We start from the raw sequence: 17,048 nt of genomic DNA on the forward strand, positions 1-17,048 counted from the left end.
GCGGCGCGGGCGAGGGACGATGCGGCCGGGGCGCGCGGCGCGGGCGCCGCCCGCGCGGCGGTTGGCACGGCGGCCGCCACGCGGATCACACGCGGTCCGCCGGCGACATCCCGCCGAGTGGTGTAGCGGTGCGGAGCTCGCCACTCCGCAGGTCGATGGAGTAGCGGCGGCTGCCCGCGCACCAGATCGTGGTGTGCGGCCGCGAGCAACGCGGACAGCCGGGCACCGAGCCAACCGACGCCCTCCGTGACGGTGCTGGGCGGAGCGCTGCGGACCGTTTGACCACACCACTCCACGGGACGCCATCGGCCCGCCCGTGCGGACGCGACCGGGCGCGGCACGACCTGCGGTCAGAGAACGCGCCAGGCCGGCGCACCCGGAGGCACAGGCCGGCGCAGCCGGCCAACGGCCAACGGGCGCACGGCGGCCACCGGCCGCAGGCCAAGCGTCGGCGCAGCCGCCGCAGGCACTGCGGAAGCCCAGCGGCAGCGACTCAGCGGCAGCGACTCAGCGGCGACGGGCCGCGTAGAAGCCGCAGGCCGCCCCGATCAGCAGGGTGAAGAGGAGGGCCAGCCAGAGCGGCATGGTGACCTCGGGAATCAGCAGCCTGATCTTGGTCTGCCGGGTGTTGCCGAAGATGAAGATCAGGGTGACCACGGCGACCACCAGCATGATGATCCGGCCGGGCGTGAAGAACTCGTTGGTGCGCGGAGCACGGGTCCTGGTCGTCATGCCCCCAGGATGGGGACGAAGCGGGCCGCCCGCCCGCCGAGCGTGGCGGGGGACGGCCGACCGGTCGGGGACGCGGGCGCGGGGCGCTCAGGCGTAGACGCGCTCCACGAACTCGGCGACCTGGTCGTCGGTGAGCGTCCTGGCGAGGTCGGCCTCGCTGATCATGCCGACCAGCCGCTTGTTCTCGTCGATCACCGGCAGCCGGCGGATCTGGTGGGCCTCCATCTCGGCCAGCACCTCGTCCTCCTCGGCCAGGCTGGACACCCAGCGCGGGGTGCCCTGGACCAGTTCACCGGCGGTGGTGTGGGCGGGGTCGTGGCCGGCGGCCACGCAGCGCACCACGATGTCGCGGTCGGTGATGATGCCGCAGAGCCGCTCGTTGGTGTCGCTCACCGGCAGCGCGCCCACGTCCAGCTCGCGCATCAGCTGGGCCGCGCGGTCCAGGCTCTCGGTGGCGGGAATCCACTGGGCGCCGGGGTTCATGATGTCAGCGGCGATGGCCATGGGTTCATACCTCTCTGCGTCGCGGTTCGGAGGGATCGGCTGATCCCATGCCTCACCACCCATGGTCCCCGCCGCGCCCGGAATGCGCCATTCGGGTGGCCTGACCGATTCTGCCCCCATTTCCGGGGTCGGCCCACCCCGCCTCACTCCCCCACCGTGCCGTCCGTCAGCTCCCTGGCGATGTCCAGGTGGCCGAGGTGGCGGGCGTACTCCTGGAGGACGTGGCAGAGAATCCAGCCCAGCGTCGGCGGAGTCTCCACCGTTCCGTCGAACCGGCCGCCGACGGCCGCCCGCTCGGTCAACGCCGCGCCCGCGATCGCCTCCGCGACTCGCTCGGCCTGCCCCCAGTACCGCCGCCGCAGCTCGGCCACGTCGACCCCCTCGGGCAGGGTCCACCGTCCCTCCGCGTCCCGGTCGCCCCACGGTTCGTCGACCGGCTCGCCCCGGAAGCCCCAGACGAACCAGCGGCGTTCCATCATCGCCAGGTGCCACACCAGCTGCGCGGGCGTCCAGGCCGAGGGCACCCGCGAGGTGTGGAACGCCTCCTCGTCCAGCCCGGCCAGCCTGTCCCACAGGGCGGAGCGGTAGCTCTCCAGATAGCCGACGAGCAGCTGTCCGGGGTCCTCGATCTCGCGTGCGGGTCCGTTCCTCAACGGGCTTCCCTTCCCTCCGCCAGGTCCAGCGGCGCCAGGTCGTTCCTCTCGAAGCCGAACGCCCGTGCGTAGAGGGCGAGTTCGGCCTCCAGGGCGCGCTCGACGGTGGCCGCGCGGCGGAAGCCGTGGCCCTCGCCGGCGAAGCTCAGATAGGCGTGCGGCACCCCGCGCCCCGCGACGGCGGCCAGCAGCGCCTCGGCCTGTTCGGGCGGGCAGACGACGTCGTCGAGCCCCTGGAGCAGCACGAACGGCGCGACGATCCGCTCGGCGCGGTGGACCGGGGAACGCTCCCGGTAGCGCTCGGGCACCTCGTTCAACGGGCCGACGAGCGACTCCAGATAGTGCGACTCCAGGTCGTGGGTGCCGTCCGAGGCCCAGCCCGCCAGGTCCAGCAGCGGATAGCTGATGGTGCCGGCGGCGTACAGGTCGGCGGTGGCCGGGTCGCTCAGCGAGGCGGCGGCCGTGTAGCCGCCGGCGCTGCCGCCCCGGATCGCCAGCCGCCCGGGGGCGGCGCCACCCTCGGCGACCAGCGCGCGGGCCACGGCGGCGCAGTCCTCGACGTCCACCACCCCCCAGCGGCCGCGCAGCCGCTCCCGGTAGGCCCGGCCGTAGCCGGTGGAACCGCCGTAGTTCACCTCGGCGACGCCGATGCCGCGCGAGGTGAAGTAGGCGATCTCCAGGTCGAGTACGAGCGGCGCCGAGCCGGTTGGCCCGCCGTGCGCCCAGATCACGAAGGGCGGCGCGGAGTCGGGCGGCCCGGTCAGCTCGGGGTGGCGCGGCCGGTGGATCTGGGCGTGGATCTCCCGCCCCTCGGGCCCGGTGAACACGCGGGGCTCGGGCCGGGGCAGATACCCGGGGTCGACGCGGTCGGTGTGGTGCTCGGCGAGCACCCGGCAGTGGCCGGTCGCGGTGTCCAACGCGACGACCTCGTAGTCGCGTTCGGGCCCGGCGGCGATGCCGACGACCCGCTCGCCGCACGCGGCCAGCGAGGGCCACCACTCGGTCCAGGGGCCGACCGCGTCGGCCAACTCCCCCCGGTCTGGGTCGAGTACGGCCAGCCGCGCGGTGCCGAGCCCGTGCAGCACGGCGAGCGTGCGGTGCGGCAGCGGCACCATCCAGCGGAAGCCGACCTTCCACAGCGGTCCGGCGAACTCCTCCTGGAGCGCGCAGAGTCGCACGACCTCGCCGGTGTCGGGGTCGAGGCGGTGGGGCTGCCAGAAGCCGGCGCGGTCGCTGAGCGCCAGCAGGGTGCCGTCCTCGGCCCACTCGACCTGCGCCACCGACTCCTCCGGGCCGCCGAGCACGGTGCGCGGCGAGCCGACGCGGCCGGCCTCGTCGACCTCGGCGACCAGCAACTCGGTGCCGTCCCAGGGCATTCGGGGGTGGTCCCAGACCAGCCAGGCCAGCCGGCCGCCGTCCGGCGAGAGCCTGGGCCCGGTGACGAAGCGGTGCGCGTCGTCGGTCAACTCCCGGACGGCGGAACGGTCTTCGGCGGCCGAGCCGTCCAGCGGCACGGCGGCCAGCAGCCGCCGGACGTCGCCCGGCCCCTCCCCGGTGAACTCCTCCAGCACGCACCAGACCTCGCCGCGCTCCGGCAGCACCAGCGGGTCGCACCAGCGCAGCCCGCCGCCCACGGCCGAGACGGGGCTCAGCGGCCGGGGCGCGGTGTCGAGGTCGGGCTCCAGGGCGTACAGCCGCTGGTCGCCGGCGTCGGTGAACACCACCAGCGGCCCGCCACTCTCCCGCGCGACGCCGGCCCAGGGCTGGCCGCCGTACTCGTGCACCCGGTTGCGGACGTTCCACGGCGCGGGCAGCACGCTGACCGGCCCGGGCGTGTCGGGGCGCAGCCGCAGCAGGGCGCGGCGGCCGCCCTCGGCGGGGCGGGGCGCGGTCCACCAGACCTCCTCGCCCACCGCGCCGAGCGCCTCGGGGTGCCCGTCGTGCGCGGCGACCAGCGCCTCGTCGATGGGTGATGGCCAACTTCCGTACGGTGCGTGCGACAACGGTGCCTGCGACATGGGAAGCATCCTGGTCGGGGTCAACGAGCCTGTGAAGAACGCCCGTTGGTGAAGTCCCGTCCGGCGGACCTCGGTTGACGGTTCCTCAGAGCGGCTGACGATTCCTCGGTGCGGTTGACGGTTCCTCAGAGCGAACGGATCGCCCGGTCCAGCACCCGGACGCCGAAGTGCAGCGCGGAGACCGGCACCCGCTCGTCCACGCCGTGGAACATCGCCTGGTAGTCGAAGCCCTCGGGCAGCTTCAACGGCATGAAACCGTAGTTCTCCACGCCGAGTCGGGAGAACTGCTTGGCGTCCGTGCCGCCCGACATGCAGTACGGCACCACGTGCGCGCCCGGGTCGAAGTGCAGCAGCGCCTCCCGCAGCGTGTGGTAGGTGGGCGCGTCGACGGGCGCCTGGAGCGGGATCTCGTGGTGCAGGAACTCCCAGGCGACGTCGGGCCCGGTGAGGCGGTCCAGGGTGGCGGCGAACTCCCGTTCCGTGCCCGGGAGTACGCGCCCGTCGACATGGGCCGTGGCGCTGCCGGGGATCACGTTCACCTTGTAACCGGCGTCCAGCATGGTGGGGTTGGCGCTGTTGCGCACGGTGGGCGCGAGCAGTTCGGCGGCCGGGCCGAGCAGCGCCAGCAGCCGGTCCACGGAGTGGGCCAGCCGCTCGGGGTCGGGGTCGGCGAGGTCGGGCAGCGGCAGCCCGTAGACCTGGGCCAGCTCGGTGAGGCCGGCGCGCACGGTCTCGGTCAGCCGGACCGGCCAGCGGTGCTCGCCAATCCGGGTGACGGCTGCGGTGAGCCGGGTGACGGCGTTCTCCGCGTTGATCTTGGAGCCGTGCCCGGCGCGGCCCTTCGCGGTCAGGGTCATCCAGCCGGTGCCGCGCTCCCCGGCCGCCAGCGGGTAGATCCGGCGGCCGTCGCCGGGGTGGAAGGTGAACGCGCCCGACTCTCCGATCGACTGGGTGCAGCCGTCGAAGAGGTCGGCGTGCTGCTCGGCCAGGAACCCGGAGCCGAACGAGGCGGTGTCCTCCTCGTCGGCGGTGAACGCCAGCACCACCGGGCGCCGGGGGCGCACGCCGGCGCGCGTCCAGGCGCGGACCAGGGCCAGCACCATGGCGTCGGCGTCCTTCATGTCCACCGCGCCCCGGCCCCAGACCACCCCGTCGCTGACCTCCCCGGAGAACGGGTGGACGCGCCACTCGTCGGGGTCGGCCGGCACCACGTCCAGGTGTCCGTGGACCAGCAGCGCCTCGGCCGTCGGGTCGGTGCCCTCGATCCTGGCGACCACGTTGGTGCGCCCCTGGCTCTTCTCCAGCAGCAGCGGGTCCAGCCCGACCTCGGCGAGCCGCTCGGCGACATACTCGGCCGCCGGCCGCTCGTGCCCCTCGCCGCCGCCCCGGTTGGTGGTGTCGATCCTGATCAACTCGGAGGTGAACGTGACCACCTCCTCCAGCGCGGTCGCGTCGACGGGCCCCTCGGGCGCGGCCGGGGCGGGCCTGGCCCGCTCGGCAGCGGTCGGGGTCGGGGTCGGGGAGTCAGCCATACCATTCCTCCACGGCGGCGGACACCATGGTGGTGACCGTCTTGAAGCACCGGATGCCCTCGTACATGGTCGGCGCGGTGTAGGCGACGCGCCGCTCGCCGGTCTGCTCGACGCCCGGCACCAGGGCGGCGGCGCCGGCGAGTTGGTCGGCGTCGAACTCGATCTCGATCCGGCGCGGGGTGGGCCCCGCCGGCTCGTGGCGCACCGCCAGGGCGGCGGCGCGGGTGGCGCCCTCGGTGATGTCGGCCGCGGTCCTGGCGGGGGTGCGGCAGACCGCCGCGTAGCGGGAGACGCAGTCCTTGACGGCGACGCCCACCGCCTCGGGCGCGTAGCGGCGGGCGTCGGCGCAGGTCAGGTCGTCGCCGGTGACGAGCACCACGGGGGTGCCGTACTCGGCGGCCACCAGCGAGTTGAGCAGGCCCTCGCTGGCGCGGACCCCGTCGACGAAGACGCCGGTCAGCGAGTTGCCGAGATAGGTGTGGGCGAGCACCCCGGCGTCGCCGGCGCCGGTGTGGTAGCCGACGAACGCGATGCCGTCCACGTCGCCGTGCTGGACGCCCTCGACCATGCTGAGGTCCTTGTGCCGGCCGGTGAGCAGCTGGGCGCGGTCGTCCAGTTGCTCCAGCAGCAGGTTGCGCATGGTCATGTGCGCCTCGTTGACCAGGACCTCGTCCGCGCCGCCGGCGAGGAAGCCGGCGATGGCCGCGTTGACGTCCGAGGTGAGCAGCGGCCGGCAGCGCTGCCACTCGGGCGTGCCCGGCAGGCAGTCGGCCGGCCAGGTGACCCCGGTGGCGCCCTCCATGTCGGCCGAGATGAGGATCTTGGTCATGGGGGGAGACGTTACCCCCGCGTCGGGCCGCCAGCCAGGCCGACGCCTTACGGTGCGCCGTCCACCGCCTCGGCGAGGCGGCGCAGCGCTGCGGCGGCCGGGGTGTCCTCGGCGGCGCTGAAGACGTGGAGCTGCTGTCCCATCCGGCCGGCCAGCGGCGGCACATGGAGCGTCTCGACGTCGAGGTCGAGCACGCCGACCGCCGGGTGCCGGAAGCGCCTGCTGCCGACCGCGCACATCCGCACGTCGCCGTCGGCCCAGAGCGTGCCGAACGCCTCGCTGCCGGCGTGCAACTCCCGTACCAGGGAGGTCAGTCGGGCGTCCTCGGGGTAACGGCCGACGGCGTGGCGGAGCAGCGCGACGGACTCCCGCCGGCGGTCGTCGAGGTCGGGGAGGGTGGCGCGGGCTGCCGGGTCGAGGAAGACGAAACGGGCCTGGTTGCGGTCCCTGGCGCCCGGCTCGTCGAGGCCGCCGAGGAGGACGCCGCCGAGCCGGTTCCACGCCAGCAGGTCGAGCCGCTCGTCGAGCACGACGGCCGGCAGGCCCGACAGGGCGTCGATGACCCGGCGCAGCTCGTCGCGGACCGGCTTCGTCGAGGGCGCGGCGGCGTGCGGCGTGGGGCAGCGCCCGTGGGCGAGGGTGAGCAGGTGGGCGCGCTCGACCCCGTCGAGGCGCAGCGCGCGGGCCAGCGCGTCCAGCACCTCGGTGGAGGGCTGGTTGGCGCGGCCCTGTTCGAGCCGTACGTAGTAGTCCACGCTGATCCCGGCGAGTTGGGCCAGCTCCTCGCGGCGCAGCCCGCGCACCCTGCGCCGGCGCCCGGGGTCGAGTCCCACGCTCCCCGGCGCCACGCGCGCCCGGCGCGCCCTGAGGAACGCGCCCAGCTCGCGCCCGCTGTCCCGCAGCGCCTCCGTCGTCATCCGTCCAGTATGCGCGGGGGCGTGCGCGCCGGCGGAGGGTGGTCCTCGCAGTACCGGGAACGGGAATCCCCCGGCTCGACCGGGTGCTGGCTACCCCGGCGCCGAGCTGCGAGAACGGTGTCCATGACCGAGAACACGACCCAGAGCACGGCCGAGAACACGACCGGGGGCACGACCGAGAACGCGACGGAGGGCACGACCGGGGGCGCGGACGCCGGGTCGGGTGCGGCACCGGACTCGCGCGGGCGGCGGGTGCTGATCGTCAGCGCCCACCCGGACGCCCGTTCGTTGACCGCCTCGCTGACCGGCCTCGCCGCCGACGAGCTGCGCGGCGCGGGGCACGAGGTGCGGATATCCGACCTGTACGCGATGAAGTGGAAGGCCGCGACGGACGCCGACGACTATCCGGCACGGCCGGACGGCGACGGCCGGCTCGATGTGATGGCGGCGTCCGAACACGCCTACGCCACCGGGACGTTGACCGCCGACGTGCGGGCCGAGCAGGAGCGGCTGCGCTGGGCGGACGCGGTGATCCTCCAGTTCCCGCTCTGGTGGTTCTCGGTACCGGCGATCCTCAAGGGCTGGCTCGACCGGGTCTTCAGCGGGGGCTTCGCCTACGGCCCGGGCGTCAAGCCGTACGGCGAGGGGGAGTTGACGGGACGGCGGGTGTTGCTCTCGGTGACGCACGGCGCGGGGGCGGCCTCGGTCGGCCCGCGCGGCATCCACGGGCCGCTGCACGAGCTGCTCTTCCCGCTCCAGCACGGGGTGCTGTTCTTCACCGGGATGTCGGTGCTGGAGCCGTTCGCCGTGCCCGACGCGCCCGACCTGGACGAGGCGGGCTACCGGGCGGTGGCGGCCGCCTACCGGGAGCGGCTGGCCGGCCTGTTCACCGAACGCCCGCTGCCGTACCGGCGGTTGACCGAGGAGGACTACACCAGGGAGTTGGAGCTGCGGCCCGGCCGCGAACGGCCGGGCACCTCGGGTCTCGGGTTGCACCTGGCCTGAGCGGGGCGTCCTCCCTCGGCGGCGGGTCCCGAACGGGCCCGCCACCGAGGTGCTTTCAGCCGGTGGTCGACGAGCCCCGCTCGGCCTCGGCGGCCAGGTTGTCCAGCAGACGCTCGTAGACGCCCTTCAACACCCGTGGCGCGAAGAGACGTTCGAAGAAGCCGCCGATGCCGCCGGAGCCCTCCCAGACGGTGCGGATATGGGCGACGCTGCGGTCGTCCCCGCCGTCCGGGGTGATGGTCCAGGTGGTGACGAGGGTGGAGTCGCGGTCGGTCTCGACCAGGGTGCGCTCCTCGGGCTCGCTGATCTCCAGCACGCACTCCCGCACCCGCTTGCGGGTCGCGTGCAGCCGGAGGAAGAGCACGGTGCCGGCGCCCTGGCCGCCCTCCCTGACCTCGTAGTCGGTGAACTCCTCCGGCAGCAGCCTCGGATGGACCTCGCGGTAGTCGGCGAGCGCCGCGTACACCACTTCCGGCCGGGCGGCGATGCCGCGCCGCGCCTCGACCTCGACCTGCGCCATGTCCCTGACTCCCCTGCGTCGTTGCGGTCCCCGTGAGTGGGGCCTACCCAGAAGTAAGCGTCCCAGTGGGACAGTTCACCCCCTCGGGCGGGGGTGGGCTCGGGTGTTCGCCGGTGCCGGGGTGACGGGCCGTCAGCTCCTGCGGCCCGCCGGGGTGGCGCCGTCCCGTCTGAGGTCCCTGAGCGAGGCCCGGTTCAGCCGGCTCGCGGCGGTGAACGCGACGAACGGGGCCGCCAGGCCGCACCCGAGGAGGAGCAGCGCCAGCAGGATGTCGATCCCCGTGACGACGGGGGGCAGTTCGGGCAGCTCCTCCAGCTCCCAGCCGTCGTCCATGCCCACGAACCACGCCAGGCAGAGCGCGACCAGGCCCGACCAGACCAGCCAGAAGCCGGCGCTCAGGCCGACCCAGATCCGGACCGCGCGCTCGGTGTAGCGGGTGAGCCTGGCCCGGGCGTAGGACAGCGCCAGCAGCGCCACGAACAGCGCGATCGGCAGGGACAGGAACCAGTCCGTCTCCTGGGCCCACTCGGTGAGGTCGCCGAAGTTGCGTTCGCTCGGGTGCTGGGGGTGTTCGTCGATGACGGTGCGCAGTTGGGGCGCGAACGCCGGCAGCGCCATCATGGGCAGCAGTCCCCAGAGGCTGAACGCGAGGCGGCCGAGGCCCTTGTCCTTCACCCAGGGCGCCAGGTGCCCGACGGGGCGCGCCCGCCGGGGCGGAGCGGTGGTGGCGCTCGCGGTCCCCGGCTCGCCCCGCAGGGCGTCCCGCCGCCGGTCGGCGCGTTCCCGCCGCCGGTCGGCCTGTTCCCGGCCCCATCTGGCCAGCCCGCGCGCCGTGGCCGCCACGGCTCCCCGGGCCGGCTCCCACCAGGGCGCGCGGGCGGCCGAGGCGGCGTCGACCCGGGTCGGCGGGTGCGTCGGCCGGGGCGGCACCACTGCGGTGGGCGCCTCGGACGAGGACGCGGAGGACGCCGACGACGTCGGGGCCTGGGACCGGGACCGGGGCTGGGACCGGGGCTGGGACCGGGGCTGGGACCGGGACCGGGACTTGGACTGGGACGCGGACGACGTCGGCGGCTGGCCCGGCTCCGGTCGCCCCTCGTCGTCGTACGGAAGGCGGAGCAGCTCCTCGGCGCGGCGCGCGATCTCCGCGCTGACCGGGCCCGGGAGCCAGTCCCTGCCGGCCGCGTCGTGCCGGGCGGCCTCGGCCGTCAGCCGCTTCAACGACGGGCGCTCGCCCGGCTGTTTGGCCAGGCACTCCCGGGTCACCCGGGCCAGCTCGGGAGAGAGGCCGGTCAGGTCCGGCTCCTCGTGCACCACTCGGTAGAGGAGTTCGGGCGCCGAACCCACGCCGAACGGCGGGCGCCCGGTGGCCGCGTGCGCCAGCAGCGCGCCGAGGGAGAACACGTCGGCGGCCGAGGCGACCCGCTTCCCCGTGGCCTGCTCGGGCGCCATGTACCCGGCCGACCCGACGGCGAGGCCGGTGCCGGTCTGGCCGGTCTCGTCGACGGCCCTGGCGATCCCGAAGTCGATGAGCAGCGGGCCCGACTGCGACAGCAGCACGTTGGACGGCTTGAGGTCGCGGTGGATCAACTGGTGCCCGTGCACCTCGGCGAGGGCCTGGGCCAGGCCGGCCAGCAGCCGCCACACCGCCGGCTCGGGCAGCGGGCCGTGGTCGTCGAGGACGTCACCGAGGGTGGGGCTCGGCAGGTAGACCGTGGCCAGCCAGGGGCTCGCGGCCTCGGCGTCGGCGGCGACCACCCGCACCGTGCCGGGCCCCGTGACCACCGTGGACGCGCGGATCTCCCGCGCGAAGCGGTCCCGGAACCCGGGAACGGCGACCAGCCAGGGGTGGATGCGCTTGAGCGCGACATGGCGCCCCGCGTTCGAACGCCCCAGGTACACCTGCCCCATGCCGCCGGCGCCCAGCCGGCCCAACAGGCGGTAGCCGCCCACCTCGCGTGGGTCGTCCTCGGCCAACGCTTCCATGCGCCCCGTTCCCCCCGAAGTAGCGCGGCGCGCGAAGCCGCGCCACGTTTGAACGCGCGCCGGGTCCCGCACCACGGCGCGTGCCGACCACGCAACGCGCCGCCGACAACACGATCATGGCGCCCGCCGTCCGGGCCGGCAACCGGGTGCGACCAACGACCGACGTACGGCCGGGAGTTGACCAGCTCTTCGGACATCTCACCCAAAACCCGGCTTGACACCCCACACTCGAACCTGTGTTCTATTACGCGGGAACGCAGCGAGGAGGCCCCATGCGCTGGAACCAGCTGAGCGAGGCAACGGCGAGCACGCCCCCCGCGCTCTTCGGGACCGACGTGGTCAGCCGGACCATCGACACCCCCGAGTTCCGGGGCGTGACCTTCCACGAGGTGCGGGCGAGGACGATCGTCAACCGGGTGCCCGGCACCTCCCGGATGCCGTTCACCTACACGGTCAACCCGTACCGGGGGTGCACCCACGCCTGCGTCTACTGCTTCGCCCGCAAGACCCACAGCTATCTGGACCTGGACACCGGGCTCGGCTTCGACTCCCAGATCGTGGTCAAGGTGAACGCCCCCGAGCTGCTGCGCCGCGAGCTGTCGGCGCGGCGGTGGCGCGGCGAGCACATCGCGATGGGCACCAATGTCGACTGTTACCAGCGGGCGGAGGGTCGGTACGGCCTGATGCCGGGGATCATCGAGGCGCTGCGCGACCACGCCAACCCGTTCTCCATCCTCACCAAGGGGACGCTGATCCTGCGGGACCTGCCGCTGCTGCGGGAGGCCGCCGCCGTCACCGACGTGGGGATCTCAGTCTCGGTCGGGCTGCTCGACGCGGAGCTGTGGCGCACCGTGGAGCCGGGCACCCCGGCGCCGGAACGGCGGCTGGACGTGGTGCGCGCCCTGGCCGAGCACGGCATCGGCTGCTCGGTGCTGATGGCGCCGGTGCTGCCCTATCTCGCGGACTCGCCGGGGCAGTTGCGCGCGACGGTGCGGGCGATCGCGGCGGCTGGGGCCACCTCGGTGACCCCGCTCGCGCTCCATCTGCGGCCGGGCGCCCGGGAGTGGTTCATGGCCTGGCTGGCCGAGCACCACCCGGGGCTGGTGCGGCACTACGAAATCCTCTACGGCAACGGCTCCTACGCGCCGCGCTGGTACCAGCGGCGGATCACGGGCCAGGTCCACGAGTTGGCCGCCGAGTACGGGATGGGCCCGGCGTACCCGGGGGCGCACCGCTCGCCGCGTGCGGAGCGCGCCGAGGCGCCGGAGCCGGAGCCCGGGCCCGACCCGGGCGCCACCCAGCTCACCCTGCTGTGAGCCGCGCGGGACGCGCGGGTCGGGCCCGGGCGCTCAGCCCTGCGCCTCCGCGCCCGGAGCCCGCGTCTCAGCGCCGGGCGCGGGCGCCCCGCCCGCGCCCACGAAGACGTTGAGCGCGCGGCGGATGTGCTCCTCGCTGGTCGCCTTGTCGACACCGAGGCCGCTCAGCAGCCCCGAGCCGTCCTCGAACTCCAGCAGCGCCAGCAGCAGATGCTCGGTGCCGATGTAGTTGTGGCCGAGCCGGAGCGCCTCCCGGAAGGTCAGCTCGAGCACCTTGCGGGCCGCCGTGTCGTAGGGCACCAGCGCCGGGGCCTTCTCCACCGGCGCCGGCAGCGCGGCACGGGCGGACTCCCGCACCTCGTCCAGGGACACGCCCTGGTCGACGATGACGGCGGCGCCGATGCCCTGGGCGTCGGAGACCAGCCCCAGCACCAGGTGGGCCGGGACGACCTCGGCGTTGGCCGCCTCCCTGGCCTCGTTGTGCGCGGCCATGACCACGTTCCTGGCCCTGGCCGTGTAGCGGCCGAAGCCCTCGGCCGCGCCCTGCTTTCCGTCCTCCTCCCAACCCGGGGTCGCCGTGGGCGCCTTGGGAACGAACCGCTTCTGGGCCGCCTGGCGGGTCACGCCCATCCGGCTGCCGATCTCGGTCCAGGACGCGCCGGAGCGGCGGGCCTGGTCCACGAAGTGGCCGATCAGGTGGTCGGCCAGCTCACCCAGGTGGTCGGCGGCGATCACCGCGTCGGTGAGCTGGTCGAGCGCGTCGGAGTGCACCTTCTTGATCGCGTCGATCAGGTCGTCGAGGCGCACGGGATGCGTCAGTCGCGTTGGTTCCGTCATGATGTCAACGCTAGGTTGACACTCCCCCGAGTGTCAACCGGCGGTTGACACTCGGGGGCGCTCCGCCCCACCGGCGCGGGTGGCGGCGTCACGGGTGCCGGGCCGGCCCGGGGCCCGCTAGGGGTCGAGGTGGAAGGTGAAGGTGGACGTCGTGTTCCTGAAGTCCTCCGCGTTGTCGTTGAGCACCAGGTTGTGGAAGGTGGCCTCGCCCACGGCCGGGCCCTGACCGGCCTCGGGCATCTCGTTGGCCCACACGCCGATGCCCGACTTGTGGTCGTGGGCGTCGCCGCTGCGCTGGGCGCCCGAGATGGTGACATTGGTCAACACCGTGTCGGTGACCGGGTGTTCGGGCTGGCCGCCGACGTAGTTGGTCTGGAACATGATCCCGACATAGGTCGGGTCGATGATGTCCACGTCGGTGACCCGGATGCCCTGGAAGACCTCCGAGGCGGAGAAGAGCCAGATCCCGGGGAAGACCTGGTCGCCCCAGAAGTGGCCGCCGGCCCGTTCGATGGTGATGTTCTCGAAGTTGGTCGGGATCTCACCGAAGCCGTTCATCGGGTACCCGAAGTCCAGCGAGCTGATGGTGATGCCCGAGTAGACGAGGGTGTCGGCGATGCGGATGTTGCGGAAGGTGTTGTCGTAGCCGCCGTAGACGGCGAGGCCGGCGGCTCTCCAGGTGAGCAGCGAGGTGAGGTTCTCGTAGAGGTTACCCGTCTCGTCGGCGCCCCCCGCGTCAATGGCCGAGAAGAGAGCGAAACTGTCGTCTCCCGTCGCCCTCGTTTCGTTGTTGACCACGTGGTTGTCCGTCGAGCCGTTGGTCATGTTGAGCCCGTCCGCGAACAGGTTCCGCATCCGGGAGTTGCTGATGGTGACCCGGTCGGTGTTGGCGCCCCAGTAGAGGCAGACCATGTGCTCGGTCCAGACGTCGTCGATCACCATGTCGGTGACGTTCGAGAAGTCGAAGACCTTGCCGGGACCGTCGATCCGCGTGGTGTAGTTGCCCAGGTAGGTGAAGTGGGCGAACGTCGAGCCGCTGGCGGTGCTGTCCGCGCGGAAGCCGATGTCCGTCTCGGTCTGCCCCTGCGGCGCGTGGAAGCGGGTGTACCAGACGCCGGCGCCCAGCACCTCGACGGCGCCGCCGTAGACCTGGAACTTGTTGCTCGTCTCGTAGTCGCCCGGCGGCAGGTAGACGCCGACCAGGGTGCCGGTGGTGTCCATCCGCACCCGGTCCAGGGCGTCCTGGACGTCCTGGTGGGTGAAGCCCTCCGGCTCGGTGTAGGCGGCCGGGTCGGGGTTGGGCTGCGGCGCCACCTGCTCCAGGCTGACGAAGTCGATGGCGTACTCGGTGTCGTTCGCCGCGTCCTTCTGGAGCCTGATGGTGGAGCCCGCTGGAACGGTCCGGTCCAGCAGCAGATGCGCCTCGTCGTAGATGTGGCGCGGTCCGCCCATGCCCGGCGAGTTCCCCGGCTGGGCCTCGTTCCCGTACAACCAGGCATAGCGTGAGGTCAGTTCCAGGACACCGGCCTGCTCGCCGTCCACATAGACGTTGAGCGTGGAGTCGATCCCGCCGCCCCCGGGGCTGTCCGGGATGGAGAAGCGGGTGACCAGGGTGTTGGTGGACTGGCCGGTGGTGAACTCCACATACGCGCCCGTGGACTCCAGGGTGACCGCCCGCCGTCCCGACGCCTCGCCCGCGAGGTCGCCGACGTCCCGGTTGGGGCCGACCACCTGGGCTCCGCCGCCGACCTCGGCGTCCTCCGCCTCGTACAGCGCGTACGGCATCTGCGCGCCCCGGCCAACGGAGAACGCGCGGGTGTCCGTGTTGTTCTGCCGCTTGGCGGGGATCTCGGCCTCGTCGGCCCCGACCGTGGTGGCCAGGGTGAACGAGCCGTCCGTCGCCTCCCAACTCCCCAGCTCCACGGCCGAGGTGACGGCCCCGGCCGCGATCACGCCGTTGAACGAGCCGCTCAGCGTGGCGGCCTCGCCGCCGGGCCCGCTCAGGCGCAGGGTCACCTCGTGCGCGTCGGCCGAGGTGTCGAGGCTGCCCCGGTTGGCCAGCCAGGCGGAGAACGTGACCTCGTCGCCGGCCTGCGGGGTGGCCGGCTCCCAACTCACCCGCTCCACCACCAGGTCGGCGCTGGGCACCGGCTCGACCACCACCGGCTCGGGCGCCTCGTAGGAGTTGTTGTTCTCGTCCTGCTCCACCACCGTGTTCTCCGGGTCGACCACCGCGCTCACCGGGTGGCTGCCGGCCGGGTGCGCGCCGACGTCGCCGGCGACCTCGGCGGTCTCGCCCGGCTCAAGGGCGCCCACCTCCGCGGTGGCAGCCTCCTCGCCGTCCACGGCGAAGGCCACGTCGGTCGCCGGGGACGCCTCGCTGCCGCCGTTGCGAACGGTGGCGGTGAGGGTCAACGGCTCCGACTCCAGCGGCGCCGGCGGCCGCGCGGTCAGCGCGACGACCTCCAGGTCGGGGTTGGGCGCCGGCTCGCCGTGGACCTGGAACTCGGCCACCTGCCCGTTGCCGGCCCCCGTGTTCCCGGTGAACGCCAGCCGCACGTCGGCCGCCCGGCCGCTGACCGGAATGGTCACCGCGTTGCCGTCGCCCGGCGAGAAGGCGTAGTCCGCGGCGCCCACCAGGCTGGTGAACTCGTCCGAGCCCTGCGCCCGGCCCAGCACCTCGATCCGCTGGGTGCGCGCGCCCCAGGCGCTGTCCGGGTTCAACGCCACGACCACGGAGTCGAGTTCGGACTCGGCGCCCAACTCGACGGTGAGCTGGCTCGGGTAGGCGCCCGACGCGCCCTCCCAGTAGGTGTCCAGGTCGCCGTCGTTGGCGTTGGACGCGACAAAGGTGTGCACGAAGGACGACGCACTGATCGGCTTGCCCTCGGCCAACTCGACCGCCTGCGCGTCGAGTTCGCCCTCGTGCCGGACCGGCTCGCTGTCCGCCGAGCGGTTGCCGGCGGCGTCCAGCGCGCGCACCGTGTACTCCACGTCGGCGTCGGCCGGCTGGGTGTCGATGAACGAGGTGACGTCGCCCTCGACCGTGGAGCGGGACACCCCGTCGGCGAGGATCTCGTAGCCGGCGATCTCGCCGTCGTCCTCGGCAGCCGCCCAACTCAACGCCACCTGGCCCGGGGTGGACGTGACGGCGGTCAACTCCGTTGGCGCGGAGGGCGCCTGGGTGTCGCCCCCGGTCGGGCCGTAGATCTCCATCTCGCCCAACTGGGCGGCCTCCTCGACGGAGTTGCCGGTGACCGAGACCCGCAGATAGCGCGCGACGGTGCTGTCGAAGGCGAGGGTCACGGTGTTCTCGGCGGCGCCGGCGTCGAAGAGGGCGTCCTCGGCCGGGGTCAGCTCGGTGAACTCGGCGCCGTCCTGGGACGCCTGGAGGGTCAGCGTCTGGGTGCGGGCCTCGAAGTCGGGCGGCAGGCCGAGCACCACCCGGTTCACGGGCACCGAGGCGCCCAGGTCGGCCTGGAGCCACTGCGGCAGCTCGCCGGACTCGCTCTGCCAGTAGCTCTCGGCGGCGCCGTCGCCCGCCAGCTCGGCGGCCTGGTCGCCCGCCGAGCTGCTGGCGGTGAAGGCGGCCGAGGCGGCGAGGTTCTCCCTGGACTCCTCGGCCCGACGAACCGTCAGCTCGCTCAACTGGGCTGTGTCGGACGCACTGTTGGCGGTGATCTCGACCCGGACGAAGCGGGTGCGGACCTCGGGGAGCGGGATGGTGACCCGGTTGTCGTCGGCCGGGTCGAAGGCGTGGGTGGCGGTGGCGCTGAGCGCGGTGAAGCTCTGCCCGTCCATGCTGCCCTCGACGGCGAGGGTCTGCTCCCTGGCGTCCCAGTCGGCCGGGAGGCTCAGTTCGACCGCGTCGATCCGGTTGACCTCGCCGAGGTCGGCGGCGACCCAGGCGGGGAGGTCGCCGGCGGCGCTCTCCCAGTAGGTGTCGCGGTCCCCGTCGGTCACCAGCCCAGCGGGGCCGGTATCGCCGACGCTGCTCGCCGTCGCCGGCGCGCCAACGGCCAGCCCGGCCTCCTGGCCGGCGGCGGCCGTGCCGGCGGTGAGCCCGCCGGCGATCAACGCGGCGGTGAGCGCGGCGACTCCCGCGCGGCGGCGTGCTGGTCGCCGTCTCGCGCCCGGTCCGGTGCCCGTCCTGGCCCCTGGTCTCATCTCCTGGCCCCTCATCTCCGGCCTCGCATCCC

The 17,048-nt window shown here is 73.7% G+C and carries 13 protein-coding genes; 2 read left to right on the forward strand and 11 right to left on the reverse strand.

All coding sequences use genetic code 11. The annotated features are described in order from the left end of the window. Nucleotides 1-507 precede the first annotated feature (507 nt). From EBN88_RS09220 to EBN88_RS09250, 7 genes are all read right to left on the reverse strand, one after another. A complete protein-coding gene (locus EBN88_RS09220; protein WP_122183320.1) occupies nt 508-732 on the reverse strand; it encodes a DUF1049 domain-containing protein in 225 nt (74 codons plus the stop codon). A gap of 87 nt (nt 733-819) precedes the next feature. Continuing rightward, nucleotides 820-1,236 (reverse strand): CBS domain-containing protein, encoded by a 417-nt coding sequence (locus EBN88_RS09225; protein ID WP_122183321.1) that lies wholly within the window; start codon nt 1,234-1,236, stop codon nt 820-822. Nucleotides 1,237-1,379: 143 nt separating this feature from the next. Beyond that, complete coding sequence (locus tag EBN88_RS09230; RefSeq protein ID WP_122183322.1) at nt 1,380-1,889, reverse strand: DinB family protein; 510 nt, start codon at nt 1,887-1,889, stop codon at nt 1,380-1,382. Further along, entirely contained in the window at nt 1,886-3,916 is a 2,031-nt protein-coding gene (locus EBN88_RS09235; RefSeq protein WP_407703390.1) for a S9 family peptidase, read from the reverse strand. Before EBN88_RS09235 ends, EBN88_RS09230 begins: the two co-directional genes overlap by 4 nt. A 116-nt stretch (nt 3,917-4,032) precedes the next feature. Then, the gene (locus tag EBN88_RS09240) at nt 4,033-5,439 is read right to left on the reverse strand and encodes a M20/M25/M40 family metallo-hydrolase (RefSeq protein WP_122183323.1); all 1,407 of its coding nucleotides are present in this window, start codon (nt 5,437-5,439) and stop codon (nt 4,033-4,035) included. Further along, nucleotides 5,432-6,268, reverse strand: a complete 837-nt coding sequence (locus EBN88_RS09245; protein ID WP_122183324.1) for a M55 family metallopeptidase — start codon at nt 6,266-6,268, stop codon at nt 5,432-5,434. The genes EBN88_RS09240 and EBN88_RS09245 overlap by 8 nt, the downstream gene beginning before the upstream one ends. Before the next feature lie 47 nt (nt 6,269-6,315). Next, nucleotides 6,316-7,185 (reverse strand): helix-turn-helix transcriptional regulator, encoded by an 870-nt coding sequence (locus EBN88_RS09250; protein WP_122183325.1) that lies wholly within the window; start codon nt 7,183-7,185, stop codon nt 6,316-6,318. Nucleotides 7,186-7,308: 123 nt separating this feature from the next. Between EBN88_RS09250 and EBN88_RS09255 the strand changes: the two genes are divergently transcribed. After that, the gene (locus tag EBN88_RS09255; RefSeq protein ID WP_122183326.1) at nt 7,309-8,190 is read left to right on the forward strand and encodes an NAD(P)H-dependent oxidoreductase; all 882 of its coding nucleotides are present in this window, start codon (nt 7,309-7,311) and stop codon (nt 8,188-8,190) included. Nucleotides 8,191-8,245: 55 nt separating this feature from the next. Here the strand turns inward: EBN88_RS09255 and EBN88_RS09260 are convergent, their stop codons facing one another. Further along, the gene (locus tag EBN88_RS09260; protein WP_122183327.1) at nt 8,246-8,710 is read right to left on the reverse strand and encodes an SRPBCC family protein; all 465 of its coding nucleotides are present in this window, start codon (nt 8,708-8,710) and stop codon (nt 8,246-8,248) included. A gap of 132 nt (nt 8,711-8,842) precedes the next feature. Next, entirely contained in the window at nt 8,843-10,696 is a 1,854-nt protein-coding gene (locus EBN88_RS09265) for a serine/threonine-protein kinase (RefSeq protein ID WP_122183328.1), read from the reverse strand. A 272-nt stretch (nt 10,697-10,968) separates the two neighbouring features. Between EBN88_RS09265 and EBN88_RS09270 the strand changes: the two genes are divergently transcribed. Next, complete coding sequence (locus tag EBN88_RS09270; RefSeq protein ID WP_122183329.1) at nt 10,969-12,012, forward strand: Rv2578c family radical SAM protein; 1,044 nt, start codon at nt 10,969-10,971, stop codon at nt 12,010-12,012. A 33-nt stretch (nt 12,013-12,045) separates the two neighbouring features. Here the strand turns inward: EBN88_RS09270 and EBN88_RS09275 are convergent, their stop codons facing one another. Both EBN88_RS09275 and EBN88_RS09280 read right to left on the reverse strand, forming a co-directional pair. Beyond that, nucleotides 12,046-12,849 carry a Clp protease N-terminal domain-containing protein gene (locus tag EBN88_RS09275; RefSeq protein WP_122183330.1) on the reverse strand — a complete coding sequence of 268 codons (804 nt, stop codon included), beginning with the start codon at nt 12,847-12,849 and terminating at the stop codon, nt 12,046-12,048. Between the two features lie 117 nt (nt 12,850-12,966). Then, nucleotides 12,967-17,016, reverse strand: a complete 4,050-nt coding sequence (locus EBN88_RS09280) for a discoidin domain-containing protein (RefSeq protein ID WP_233580556.1) — start codon at nt 17,014-17,016, stop codon at nt 12,967-12,969. Nucleotides 17,017-17,048 lie beyond the last annotated feature (32 nt).

The organism is Streptomyces triticirhizae, assembly GCF_003696235.1.
In the GTDB taxonomy this organism is placed as follows: domain Bacteria; phylum Actinomycetota; class Actinomycetes; order Streptomycetales; family Streptomycetaceae; genus Streptomyces; species Streptomyces triticirhizae.